We start from the raw sequence: 12,813 nt of genomic DNA on the forward strand, positions 1-12,813 counted from the left end.
TACGCTATAAGGAAGCTCCCCCACATGATGATGTGAAGGAGCGTTGCCGAATCTGTTGCGAAAAGTGAGAGAGCGTTGCGGAATCTGTTGCGAAAAGTGAGAGAGCGTGGCCGAATTTATTGCGAAAGGTGAGAGAGCGTCCTGGGGGTGCCCGGTCAGCCCATAATGGCTGAGCCCACGAACGGGTCCACGGCCAGGGCGATGAAGAGGAGCGTCAGGTAGCTGATGGAGCCGTGGAAGACCTTCATGGCGCCATTATCGGACAGGTCCCCGCCCTGCGCCCGGTTGTACAGGGCGTGGGACTCGTACAGGAACCAGGCGCCGGCAAGAACGGCGGTCACGGTGTAGACCCAGCCGGCACCGCCGGCGGGGACCATGAGCAGCGAACACGCAACCATGGCCCAGGCGTAGAGGACCACCTGCACGGAAACCACCTTGGCGCCTGCGATGGCGCCGAGCATGGGCACGTTGGCGTTCCGGTAGTCCTCGCCGTAGCGCATGGACAGCGGCCAGTAGTGCGGCGGAGTCCACAGGAAGATCACCATGAACAGTACGACTGCCGGCCACTCGACGGTGTTGGTGACAGCAGCCCACGCGATGAGAACCGGGAAGCAGCCGGCCGCCCCGCCCCAGACGATGTTCTGGGCAGTTCGCCGCTTCAGGATCATGGTGTAGATCACCACGTAAAAGACGATCGCACCGAGCCCGAGCCACGCGGAGAGCGGATTCGCGCCGAACCAGAGGATGGCGATTGCGGCCGCGCCCAGCAGCCACGCAAAGATGAGGGCCTCCCGCGGCGTGACCTCACCGGTGACCAGCGGACGCTTTTCGGTGCGGTGCATCAGCTTGTCGATGTCGCGGTCGATGTAGCAGTTGAAGGCGCCGGCGCTGCCGGCGGCGAATGCGCCGCCCACCAGCGTTGCGATGATGAGCCCGAGGGACGGAAAACCGCGCTGGGCGTAGATCATCGTGGGGAGCGTGCTGACCAGCAGAAGTTCAATGACCCGCGGCTTGGTGAGAGCAAGGTACGCCTTCGCCTTGCGGGCTAGTCCGGCTCTTCCGTGGACCCTGCTGGAGGTCAGCGGCGTATCTGTTGTGCTCACGTTGGCAGTCACTCTGTTCTGTCTGGCTGTGTTGTCTGACTGATCTGCCCGAATCCTGGGTCCGGAATGATCCCTCAACGGCGGTTGACGGGCTTGAAGGTCCGCTGCGCGGGCCCTGCCTGTCCGCCGGTGGCCTCCCGATATCATACCGCGGTCCCGCATCCGTCGTTGGCACCACCGGGCTCGGGCAAATCACTGAAAATGATTCCTTCGAGCCCGCTTCGAGCACATTAACGCAGCCTCACCGGAGACGCCCGCCAAGAGTGATTCACAAAAGAGAAATTGCGTCCATTTGGTGAGATTTTCGCTGCCCGAAGTGTGGAATAGAGCTAAGCTGTCTGCAGATCAGCGCACACTGGGAATCGGCTAGAAACCGCATTCCCACTCCGTCCAGCGACTGAATGAAGATCAACGTTTCAATGGTGAACGGCTGGTAGACAAAAACGCAGCGGGCACCGACCTGTGCCTTTGCCGCGACCTGTCCGTACCGCTTGCCGTTAGCACAGAGAGGGGCCCGGTTTTCGTGCCACATTTGAAAGAGCAAGAACTGACATGGACCAGCTTGGACCAGCGCGCGGTTGACACGGTCCGTGTCCTGGCCGCCGACGCCGTCGAAAAGGTGGGCAATGGCCACCCCGGCACTGCAATGAGCCTGGCTCCGGCCGCATACCTTCTCTTTCAGAAGATGATGCGCCACGACCCCAAGAACCCGGACTGGATCGGCCGTGACCGGTTCATCCTCTCCCCCGGCCACACGTCCCTGACGCTGTACATCCAGCTGTTCCTCTCCGGCTACGGCCTGGAACTGAAGGACCTGCAGGCCCTGCGCACCTGGGGTTCGCTGACCCCCGGCCACCCGGAATACAAGCACACCGCCGGCGTGGAGATCACCACCGGCCCGCTCGGCCAGGGCCTCGCGTCCGCAGTCGGCTTCGCCTACTCCCAGCGCCGCCAGCGCGGCCTGTTCGACGCCGATGCCGCTCCCGGCACCAGCCCGTTCGACCACACCATCTGGGTCATCGCCTCCGACGGCGACCTCCAGGAAGGCGTGACCTCCGAGGCCTCATCCCTCGCCGGCCACCAGGAGCTCGGCAACCTCGTGGTCATCTACGACGAGAACCACATCTCCATCGAGGACGACACCGACATCGCCTTCACCGAGGACGTCCTCAAGCGCTACGAGGCCTACGGCTGGCACGTCCAGCGCGTGGACTGGACGAAGACCGGCGAGTACCAGGAAGACGTCCAGGAACTGCACGCCGCACTCCAGGCGGCCCAGGGCGAGACGTCCAAGCCGTCCATCGTCTCGCTGCGCACCATCATCGGCTACCCCGCGCCGAAGAAGCAGAACACCGGCAAGATCCACGGCTCGGCCCTGGGCTCCGAAGAAGTGGCAGCCCTGAAGGAAGTCCTTGGCTTCGACCCCGAGAAGACCTTCGAGGTCGATGAGGACGTGCTGGCCCATGCACGCGCCGTCGTGGACCGCGGAGCCCACGCACGCAAGGAATGGGAGGAGTCCTTCGCGGCCTGGCAGTCCGCCAACCCGGAAGCGGCTGCCCTCCTGGAGCGCGTGGAAGCGCGCAAACTGCCCACCGAACTGGACGCCGCGCTGCCCGTCTTCCCGGCCGGCAAGGACGTGTCCACCCGTGCGGCCTCCGGCAAGGTCCTGAACGCCATCGGCCCGGTCATGCCGGAACTCTGGGGCGGCTCCGCGGACCTCGCGGAATCGAACAACACCACGATCGAGGGTTCGCCGTCGTTCGTTCCGGCGTCCAAGCAGACCGAGGCCTGGAAGGGCAACCCCTACGGCCGCGTCCTGCACTTCGGTATCCGCGAGCATGCTGCGGCTTCGATCGTCAACGGCATCGCCCTGCACGGCAAGACCCGCGCGTTCTCCGGCACGTTCCTGATCTTCAGCGACTACCAGCGCCCCGCCATCCGCCTCGGCGCCCTCATGGGCGTGCCGTCCCTGTACGTCTGGACCCACGACTCGATCGGCCTCGGCGAAGACGGCCCCACCCACCAGCCGGTGGAACAGCTCGCCTCCCTGCGCGCCATTCCGGGCCTGGACGTCGTCCGTCCCGGTGACGCCAACGAGGTCTCCGCGGCATGGAAGTCCATGCTGGCGAACCACGAGAACCCCGCAGGCATCGTGCTGACCCGCCAGAACATCCCCACCTACGCCCGCGGCGAGGGCGACGCCGAGGGTGACACCTTCGGTTCCACCGCCGGCGTTGCCAAGGGCGGCTACGTCCTGGCCGAGGCCTCCAAGGACGGCAAGACCGTTCCGGCCGACGTCATCCTCATCGGCACCGGTTCGGAAGTCCAGCTCGCCGTTGAGGCCCGCGAAGCGCTTCAGGCCGAGGGCATCGCCACCCGCGTGCTCTCCATGCCCTGCGTCGAGTGGTTCAACAAGCAGGACGCCGCCTACCGCGAGGCAGTCCTGCCCGCCGCAGTCAAGGCCCGCGTTTCGGTCGAGGCCGGCCTGGCCCTGGGCTGGAAGGAGTTCGTCGGCGACGCCGGACGCTCCATCAGCCTCGAGCACTTCGGCGCCTCAGCCGACTACAAGCGCCTCTTCCAGGAATTCGGCATCACGGCAGAAGCTGTCACCGCCGCCGCCAAGGATTCCCTCGCCGGAATCCAGTCCTGACAGCACCTACAGTTTCAAGGAGAAATGAAATGACTACCACTCCCACCCAGCAGCTCTCCGACGCCGGCGTTTCCATCTGGCTCGATGACCTCTCCCGCGGCCGCCTGAAGACGGGCACCCTGCAGAAGCTCATCGAAGAGAAGAACGTTGTGGGTGTCACGACGAACCCCAGCATCTTCCACGCCGCCATCACCACCGGCCATGACTACGACGCCGTCATCGCCAAGGAAGCAGCGGCCGGCGCCAGCATCGAAGAGACCATCTTCGAAATCACCACCACGGACGTCGCAGACGCCTGCGACCTGTTCGCTCCGGTTGCCGCGGCAACCAACGGTGTTGATGGCCGCGTTTCCATCGAGGTCGACCCGCGCCTCGCCTGGGACACCGCAGGCACGATCGCCGAGGCCAAGCACCTGTACAAGAAGGTCGGCCGGGACAACGTGCACATCAAGATCCCTGCCACCCTTGAAGGCCTCGAGGCCATCACGGCCACCCTCGCCGAGGGCATCAGCGTCAACGTGACCCTGATCTTCTCGCTGGAGCGCTACCGCGCCGTCATCAACGCCTTCCAGTCCGGCCTGGAGCAGGCCAAAGACAACGGCCACGACCTCTCGACGATCCACTCCGTGGCCTCGTTCTTCGTCTCCCGCGTGGACACCGAGATCGACAAGCGCCTCAACGCCATCGGCACCGACGAGGCCAAGGCACTCAAGGGCAAGGCCGGCGTTGCCAACGCCCGCCTCGCCTACCAGGTCTACGAGGAGCAGTTCTCCACCGAGCGCTGGGCCGTCCTGGCCGAGGCAGGCGCCCTGCCGCAGCGTCCGCTCTGGGCCTCCACCGGCGTGAAGGACCCGGCCTACCCGGACACCCTCTACGTCACCGAACTCGTTGCCCCCGGCGTCGTGAACACCATGCCGGAGAAGACCCTCGACGCCACGTTCGACCATGGCGTCATCACCGGCGACACCATCACCGGAACGTACGAGGAAGCCAACGCCACCCTCAACGCCCTGGAAGCACTCGGCGTCTCCTACAACGAGGTTGTTGCCGTGCTCGAATCCGAAGGCCTGGACAAGTTTGTTGCCAGCTGGAAGGAACTGCTGGCCGACGTTGAGGGCGCCCTCGCCACCGCACGGAAGGCTTCCTAGTACACAATGAGCACACTCAGCTACGACGCCACCGGCGCCGCCCGGAAGGCTCTTGAGCAGCACCTGCCCGCCCTGGTGGAGGACCGGATCGCCACCCGCATCTTCGCGAAGGACCACACGCTGTGGGGTCCCGATGCTGAAGCCGAGTCCGCAGTCCGCCTGGGCTGGGTCGAGGCGGCCACCGTCGCACGGCCCCTCGTCGGCGGCATCCTGGAACTCCGCGATGCACTGAAGGCCGACGGCGTTACGCGCATCGTCCTTTGCGGCATGGGCGGCTCCTCGCTCGCTCCTGAAGTCATCGCCGGCACCGCTGGCGTCGAGCTGACCGTGCTGGACAGCACCGACCCCGAACAGGTCGGTGCTGCCCTCGCGGACCGTCTCGCCGAGACCGCGGTCGTGGTTTCTTCGAAGTCGGGTTCGACCCTTGAAACGGATTCTCAGCGGCGGGTCTTCGAGAACGCCTTCAACGAAGCCGGTATCGACGCCAAGAGCCGGATCATCATCGTGACCGACCCCGGTTCGCCGCTGGACAAGGCGTCCCGCGAGGCCGGCTACCGTGCCATCTTCAACGCGGACCCGAACGTGGGCGGACGCTATTCTGCCCTGACGGCCTTCGGACTCGTGCCCTCGGGCCTGGCCGGCGTCGACATCGAATCCTTCCTGGACGAGGCTGAGGAAGCCGCCGAAATCCTGAACGAGGACGCGCCCGAGAACATCGGGCTGGCCCTGGGAACGGCACTCGGCGGCACCAGCCCGCTGCGCGACAAGATCGTCATCGCCGAGGACGGCTCGGGCATCGTGGGCTTTGCCGACTGGGCCGAGCAGCTCATCGCCGAATCCACCGGCAAGCTCGGCACCGGCGTCCTGCCCGTCGTTGCCGGCACGTCCGCACCGGAGGTTACCTCGGGCGCCGAAGACGTACTCGTGGTGCGGCTCGTGAGCCCGGATGCCGACGTCGAACTCGGCGAAAACGAGGTTGCCATCGCAGGCGGACTCGCCACCCAGATGATGGTGTGGGAGTTTGCCACGGCGGTGGCCGGCCGGCTCCTGGGTATCAACCCGTTTGACCAGCCCGACGTCGAAGCAGCCAAGGTCGCCGCCCGCGGCCTGCTGGATGCGCAGCCGGAACCAACGCCCGCAGCCTTCGTTGACGGTGCCATCGAAGTCCGCGGTGGCGACTGGCTCGGCGGCTCGGCCACCGCGGCCGAAGCCGTTTCCGCGCTGCTCGGTCAGTTGGGCAGCAGCGGCTACCTCAGTGTTCAGGCGTACTTTGACCGGCTGGCATATGCGCGCCTTGAGGGCATCCGCGACGAACTGGCTGCAGTAAGCGACCGTCCGGTCACCTTCGGCTGGGGACCGCGCTTCCTCCACTCGACCGGGCAGTTCCACAAGGGCGGCCCCGCCATCGGCGTATTCCTGCAGGTCACGGCGGCTTCCAGCAAGGACCTTGCCATTCCGGACCGCCCGTTCACTTTCGGCGAGCTGATCACGGCGCAGGCGGCCGGCGACGCGCAGGTGCTGAGCGAACACGGCCGCCCGGTCCTGCGCCTGCACCTCACCGACCGTGCAGCCGGTGTGGCCCAGTTCCAGGAGATCGTTTCCGCGCTTGCCGGCCAGGCAACATCCGTCACTGAAAGCTAAGGCACCGAACCAACCATGCCAGAAACCCTGAACGGCAGAAGGTCAGCAGGCAGGAACGGGAACCCGCTGCGGGATCCCCGGGACCGCCGCCTGAACCGGATCGCCGGGCCGTCCTCGCTCGTGCTCTTCGGAGTCACGGGGGATCTTGCCCGCAAGAAGCTCATGCCCGCTGTCTACGACCTCGCCAACCGTGGGCTGCTGCCGCCCAGTTTTGCCCTGGTGGGCTTTGCCCGCCGGGCGTGGGATAACGAGGACTTCGCCGCCGAGGTGAAGGATGCCGTGATTGCGTACTCCCGTACTCCTTTTGATGAGGCGGTCTGGAACCAGCTCTCCGAGGGCATCCGCTTCGTGCAGGGCGAGTTCGACGACGATTCCGCGTTTGAGCGGCTCGGCGAGACCATCAAGGAACTCGACGAGAACCGCGGCACCCGCGGGAACCACGCGTTCTACCTGTCGATTCCGCCGAAGGCCTTCGAACAGGTCTGCCGGCAGCTCTCCAAGCACGGGCTGGCCCAGGCCGAGGGGGAGAAGTGGCGCCGGGTGGTGATCGAGAAGCCGTTCGGGCACGACCTGGAGTCCGCCCGGGCCCTGAACGACATCGTCGAATCGGTGTTCCCGCCCGACGCGGTGTTCCGGATCGACCATTACCTGGGCAAGGAGACGGTGCAGAACATTCTGGCGCTGCGCTTCGCGAACCAGCTGTTCGAACCGCTCTGGAACGCGAACTACGTGGACCATGTGCAGATCACCATGGCCGAGGACATCGGCACCGGCGGCCGGGCAGGGTACTACGACGGGGTGGGCGCGGCCCGCGACGTGATCCAGAACCACCTGCTGCAGCTGCTGGCCCTGACGGCGATGGAGGAGCCCATCTCCTTCAACGCCGATGACCTGCGCGCGGAGAAGGAAAAGGTCCTCGCCGCGGTCAGGCTTCCGGAGGATCTGTCCACCCATTCGGCGCGCGGGCAGTTCGCCGGCGGCTGGCAGGGCGGCGAGCAGGTCCAGGGCTACCTCGAGGAGGAAGGCATCCCGGCCGACTCCACCACCGAGACCTTTGCCGCGATCCGGGTGGACATCAACACCCGGCGCTGGTCCGGGGTGCCGTTCTACCTCCGGGCGGGCAAGCGGCTGGGCCGGCGCGTCACCGAGATCGCGGTGGTGTTCAAGCGCGCCCCGAACCTGCTCTTCCGCGACCACGGCGAGGACGACTTCGGCCAGAACGCCGTGGTCATCCGGGTCCAGCCGGACGAGGGCGCCACGATCCGGTTCGGGTCCAAGGTCCCGGGCACGCAGATGGAAGTGAGGGACGTGACCATGGACTTCGGCTACGGGCACTCCTTCACCGAATCCAGCCCCGAAGCCTACGAACGGCTGATCCTGGACGTGCTGCTCGGGGAGCCGCCGCTGTTCCCGCGGCATGAGGAAGTGGAGCTGTCCTGGAAGATCCTGGATCCCTTCGAGGAGTACTGGGAAGGCCTCGGCGAGCAGCCCGAACCGTACGCGCCCGGCAGCTGGGGCCCGGCCTCCGCTGACGAGCTCCTAGCCCGCGACGGACGAACCTGGAGAAGGCCATGATTGTAGATCTCCCGAACACCACCACCTCCAAGGTCTCCAAGAAGATCATGTCCCTGCGGGAGCAGGGCGGCGTGATCGCCCTCGGACGGGTGCTCACCCTCGTGGTGGTCACCAAGTCCGGGCTGGAGGAGGAGGCCATCGAGGCCGCGAACGAGGCCAGCCGGGAACACCCCTGCCGGATCATCGTGCTCGCGGACGCCGGCTCCGCCGCGCCCAACCGGCTCGATGCCCAGATCCGTGTGGGCGGGGACGCCGGCGCCTCCGAGGTCATCGTGCTCCGCGGCTTCGGGGAACTGGCCGAGGAAAGCGAATCCCTCGTCGCCGCGCTGCTGCTGCCGGACGCGCCGATCGTGGCCTGGTGGCCGCACGGCGCGCCGAAGAACGCCAGCGAAACCTCGATCGGCCGGATCGCGCACCGGCGCATCACCGACTCCGCGAACGAGGCCGAGCCCCAGGTTGCGCTCGAGAACATCCGCAACACCTACAAGGCCGGCGACACCGACCTCGCCTGGACCCGCCTGACCAACTGGCGCATCCAGCTCGCCGCCGTCCTGGACCAGGTGGATTCCTCGCCCGTCACGGCCGTGGCCGTGGAGGGCGCGTCCGACTCCCCCAGCACCATCCTGCTGGCGGCGTGGCTGACGCTGTCCCTCGACGCGCCGGTAACCATCGTTGCCGATCCCGCAGGAACCGGTATCCGGCGGGTCCGGCTCTGCAGGGCCAGCGGCGACGTGCAGCTGTTCCGCCCCGGGCTCTCCGTTGCCGAACTGACCCAGCCGGGCCAGCCCGCGCAGCGGATCTCCCTGCCGCGCCGCAGCCTGCGGGACTGCCTCGCCGAGGAACTCCGCCGCCTGGATCCCGACGAAGTGTTCGGCGAAGTGATTACTATTGGACTGCCACGTACCAATCTAAGGAGTGTCCGACCCAGTGAGCGCTGACCCCAGAGTAAGCATCCATCCAGACTCATCCGTACTCATGGCCGCCATTGCGGCCCGCCTGATCACCAAGCTTGTGGATGTCCAGGACCGATTCGGTGAAGCAACGGTGGTGCTGACCGGGGGCACGGTGGGCATCGGCACGCTCAAGGCCGTGGCAGACTCACCCGCTGCGCCCGCCGTGGACTGGGCCAAGGTGAACTTCTGGTGGGGCGACGAGCGTTTCCTCGGGTCCAAGGACCCGGACCGCAACACGCTCCAGGCGCACGAAGCGCTGTTGAAGCACATCGACGTTGATCCGGACCGCATCCACGAACCGGGTTCGACCGACGAGTTCGAGACCCCTGAGCAGGCAGCCGAGGACTATGCGCGCCGGCTCGGCGAGGCCGCGGCCGCCGAGCACGCCGCGGACACCTCAGATGACAGGCCCGAGAATCCGGGCAACCTTCCCCGTTTCGACGTTGTCCTGTTGGGCGTGGGGCCGGACGCGCACGTGGCGTCCCTCTTTCCGGAGCAGGGCGGCATCCGCGAAAAGGAGCGGACGGTTGTGGGAGTGCGGAACTCCCCCAAGCCGCCGCCCGAACGGATCTCGCTGACGCTTCCGGCGATCAACACAGCATCTGAAGTATGGATGGTGGTGGCCGGTGAGGACAAGGCCGGGGCAGTGGGCCTGGCCTTGGCCGGCGCCAACCCCGTTCAGGTTCCCGCGGCCGGACCTGCGGGACGCTCGCGCACGCTCTGGCTGATTGACGAAAATGCTGCCGCGCGCGTGCCCCAGCAGCTAGTCCGGAAGGCCCCTGCTGGCTCGTAGCCTTCGCAATGCTCCAGCCAGGACGTCCTCGGCGTCTTGGCTGGAGCGTCTTTCTTTAACGTATTCCAGATGCGTTTTGAAGCCGTCTTCCGCCGTTTCCTTAGCGGGCGCTACGCCCGGAGTCCGCGACGCCGGCCTGCCGCACCGGCGGCAGTCCCAAGTAGCGGGAATCTCCTCTTCGGGCAGCTTAACGAAAACAGGCCGCGTCTCATGTCCCAGGGCGCACCAATAGGAGACACAAATACGCGGCAAAAGCTCACCGAGCGGGTCATCGCCTTGGTTCTTCAATCCGGCTCCCTGTGTGACACCCACCCGGGTGCCCCGGAATCCTGAAGTGGAATGCACCATGGGAACTCCTCGCTTCTAATGGCTGCGCTGCCGTTAGGTCCAACAGCCAGTTTAGTGCGGAGTTGCCGGTGGCGGCAGGGTAAAGGCCCGGGCAAGTCCGGAACAGATCCGAACTCGCCCGGGCCTAAAAGGCAAGGGGTCTTCCAAGCTAGGAGTCAGCCACACCCGTGAACCGCATCAGCAGGCCGAGCGCGATGATCACGGCGCCCCAGGTGATGCCAAGGATGACGGTGAACCTGTTCAGGTTCTTTTCCGCGACGCCTGAAGAGCTCAGGCCGGAACTCATTCCGCCGCCGAACATGTCCGACAGACCGCCGCCACGTCCCTTGTGGAGCAGGATGAGCAGCGTCAGCAGCAGGCTGGTGATGCCCAGGAGGATCTGCAGAATGACATGAAGAACGTCCACGACGGCCTTTCGAGGGTAGGAAATACGGGAGTCTTGCCGGTGTCCGGACTAGTCCGTCACAAGGTGACTCTCGAACCTGACAATATTAGCAAACTCAGCCGGATCGAGGCTGGCGCCGCCTACGAGCACGCCGTCGACGTCGCGTTCCTTGAGGATGGCTGCGGCGTTGCTTGCTTTGACGGAGCCGCCGTACAGCAGACGCACCTTGGCGGCGACGTCCGTGTCGAAGAGCTCAGCGAGCTCGGCACGGATGGCTGCGCACATTTCCTGGGCGTCCTCCGGGCCGGCAACTTCACCGGTTCCAATGGCCCACACGGGTTCGTAGGCGACGACGAGTTCTGCAGCCTGCTCCGCGCTGATTCCGGCAACGTTGGCGCGGAGCTGGTCGAGGGTGTGCTGGACGTGGGTGCCGGCCTGGCGGATTTCCAGGCCCTCGCCGACGCAGAGCATCGGGGTGACGCCATGGCGGTAGGCGGCCTTGACCTTGGCGTTGAGAACGTCGTCGGACTCGTTGTGAACGGTGCGGCGTTCACTGTGCCCCACCAGGACGTACTTGCACCCGAGCTTGTTCAGGAACTGGCCTGAAATGTCCCCCGTGTAGGCGCCGGAGTCGAACTGGGACAGGTCCTGCCCGCCGTACGCGATGTCGAGTTCGTCGCCCTGGACCAGCGTCTGGACGCCGCGGAGGTCGGTGAAGGGCGGGAAGACCACAACTTCCACGCGGCTGTAGTCGTGCTTGGCGTCGGACAGGGTCCAGGCCAGCTTCTGCAGGAGGGTGATGCCCTGGACGTGGTCCATGTTCATCTTCCAGTTGCCCGCAATGAGAGGGGTGCGGTCAAAGGTGCCGTTAGTTGACGTTGTCACGTGTTCTCCAAAAAGTGCAGGTCAAATGTGCTTGTCAGATAAAACAGCCGGCACGGCGCCTTCCTGCATGCGGAGGAAGGCGCCCTGCCGGCTGGTGTGCTTCTAGCGGTCCAGGACGCTCAGGCCCGGGAGTTCCTTGCCTTCAAGGTATTCCAGGCTGGCGCCGCCGCCGGTGGAAATGTGCCCGAACTGGTCATCCGCGAAACCGAGCGTGCGGACGGCAGCGGCCGAGTCTCCGCCGCCCACCACGGTGAAAGCGTCCGACTCCGTCAGCGCCTGCGCGATGGCACGGGTGCCCGCCGAGAACGCCTCGAATTCGAACACACCCATGGGTCCGTTCCAGAACACGGTCTTGGCGCCCTTGATCCGCTCGGCGAACGCCTGCGCGGACTCCGGGCCGATGTCCAGGCCCATGCCCTGCGCGCCGAACCGGCTGCTTTCGATGGCGTCTGCACTGACAGTCTCGTGGTCCGCGTCCGCGGCGAATTTCGCGGCCACCACAACATCGGTGGGCACCACGAATTCCGTGCCTGCGTCGGCAGCACGCTTCAGATAATCCTGAACCACGGGGATCTGGTCCTCTTCCAGCAGGCTGCCGGCCACTTTGTGGCCCTCGGCTGCGAGGAAGGTGAACAGCATGCCGCCGCCCACGAGGATGGTGTCAGCCTTGCCGATCAGGTTGTTGATGACGGCGAGCTTGTCGGAAACCTTCGAGCCGCCGAGTACCACGACGTAGGGGCGCTGGGTGTCTGCCGTCAGCTTGCGCAGCACCTCCACCTCCGTGTGGACGAGGTCGCCCTGGTACGACGGAAGCCGCGTGGCGACGTCGTAAACGCTGGCGTGCTTGCGGTGCACGGCACCGAAAGCATCGTCGACATAGGCGCCGTTTTCCCCGGTCAGGGCCACCAGCTCATCAGCAAAGGCGCCGCGCTCGGCGTCGTCCTTGCTGGTCTCGCGGGCGTCGAAACGCACGTTCTCGAGCACCAGGACCTGGCCGTCCTGCAGCGAAGCGGAGAGCTCCTTGGCCGACGGTCCTACGATGTCCTCCGCGAGGGATACCGGAAAGGAGGCCAGCTCAGCCAGGCGCGTGACGGCAGGCTTGAGCGAGTATTTTTCTTCCGGGGCGCCCTTGGGGCGGCCCAGGTGGGCTGTTACCAGCACGCGGGCACCGGCGTCCGTGAGCTTTCCCAGTACTGGCAGTGAGGCCCTGATGCGGCCGTCGTCAGTCACTGTAGAGCCGTCGAGCGGCACATTCAGGTCACTTCTGACCAGAATGTACCGCCCGCGGACACCTTCAGCGATCAGTTCGTTGAGGGTGTGAAATGTCATGAA

At 65.8% G+C, this 12,813-nt stretch carries 11 protein-coding genes; 6 read left to right on the forward strand and 5 right to left on the reverse strand.

Features of this window, described 5'->3' with window-relative positions; translation table 11 throughout:
• Positions 1 to 155 precede the first annotated feature (155 nt).
• The gene (locus J7I89_RS02640; protein WP_214967034.1) at positions 156 to 1,115 is read right to left on the reverse strand and encodes a heme o synthase; all 960 of its coding nucleotides are present in this window, start codon (positions 1,113 to 1,115) and stop codon (positions 156 to 158) included.
• A 520-nt stretch (positions 1,116 to 1,635) separates the two neighbouring features.
• On the opposite strand from J7I89_RS02640, the gene tkt reads away from it, so the two are divergent.
• Genes tkt through pgl form a run of 6 tightly spaced genes read left to right on the forward strand, consistent with a single transcriptional unit; the run spans position 1,636 to position 9,863 of the window.
• On the forward strand, positions 1,636 to 3,753 hold the full coding sequence (gene tkt / locus J7I89_RS02645) for a transketolase (RefSeq protein ID WP_214967165.1): 2,118 nt from the start codon (positions 1,636 to 1,638) through the stop codon (positions 3,751 to 3,753).
• A gap of 29 nt (positions 3,754 to 3,782) precedes the next feature.
• The gene (tal, locus tag J7I89_RS02650; RefSeq protein WP_214967036.1) at positions 3,783 to 4,901 is read left to right on the forward strand and encodes a transaldolase; all 1,119 of its coding nucleotides are present in this window, start codon (positions 3,783 to 3,785) and stop codon (positions 4,899 to 4,901) included.
• Between the two features lie 6 nt (positions 4,902 to 4,907).
• A complete protein-coding gene (locus J7I89_RS02655) occupies positions 4,908 to 6,542 on the forward strand; it encodes a glucose-6-phosphate isomerase (RefSeq protein WP_214967038.1) in 1,635 nt (544 codons plus the stop codon).
• A gap of 15 nt (positions 6,543 to 6,557) precedes the next feature.
• Positions 6,558 to 8,117, forward strand: a complete 1,560-nt coding sequence (gene zwf, locus J7I89_RS02660) for a glucose-6-phosphate dehydrogenase (protein ID WP_214967040.1) — start codon at positions 6,558 to 6,560, stop codon at positions 8,115 to 8,117.
• Positions 8,114 to 9,055: a glucose-6-phosphate dehydrogenase assembly protein OpcA gene (locus tag J7I89_RS02665; RefSeq protein WP_214967042.1), complete on the forward strand. Its 942-nt coding sequence runs from the start codon at positions 8,114 to 8,116 to the stop codon at positions 9,053 to 9,055. The genes zwf and J7I89_RS02665 overlap by 4 nt, the downstream gene beginning before the upstream one ends.
• Positions 9,045 to 9,863: a 6-phosphogluconolactonase gene (pgl, locus tag J7I89_RS02670; protein ID WP_214967044.1), complete on the forward strand. Its 819-nt coding sequence runs from the start codon at positions 9,045 to 9,047 to the stop codon at positions 9,861 to 9,863. Before J7I89_RS02665 ends, pgl begins: the two co-directional genes overlap by 11 nt.
• Here the strand turns inward: pgl and J7I89_RS02675 are convergent.
• The 4 genes from J7I89_RS02675 to pgk form a co-directional block, all read right to left on the reverse strand.
• Positions 9,834 to 10,211 carry an RNA polymerase-binding protein RbpA gene (locus tag J7I89_RS02675; RefSeq protein WP_214967046.1) on the reverse strand — a complete coding sequence of 126 codons (378 nt, stop codon included), beginning with the start codon at positions 10,209 to 10,211 and terminating at the stop codon, positions 9,834 to 9,836. The genes pgl and J7I89_RS02675 overlap by 30 nt on opposite strands.
• Before the next feature lie 148 nt (positions 10,212 to 10,359).
• Positions 10,360 to 10,617, reverse strand: a complete 258-nt coding sequence (secG, locus tag J7I89_RS02680; RefSeq protein WP_214967048.1) for a preprotein translocase subunit SecG — start codon at positions 10,615 to 10,617, stop codon at positions 10,360 to 10,362.
• Between the two features lie 48 nt (positions 10,618 to 10,665).
• Entirely contained in the window at positions 10,666 to 11,481 is an 816-nt protein-coding gene (gene tpiA, locus J7I89_RS02685) for a triose-phosphate isomerase (protein ID WP_214967050.1), read from the reverse strand.
• 102 nt (positions 11,482 to 11,583) lie between these two features.
• The gene (gene pgk / locus J7I89_RS02690; protein WP_214967052.1) at positions 11,584 to 12,810 is read right to left on the reverse strand and encodes a phosphoglycerate kinase; all 1,227 of its coding nucleotides are present in this window, start codon (positions 12,808 to 12,810) and stop codon (positions 11,584 to 11,586) included.
• Between the last annotated feature and the right edge of the window lie 3 nt (positions 12,811 to 12,813).

The organism is Arthrobacter sp. ISL-5 (genome assembly GCF_018613835.1).
Classification (GTDB): domain Bacteria; phylum Actinomycetota; class Actinomycetes; order Actinomycetales; family Micrococcaceae; genus Arthrobacter.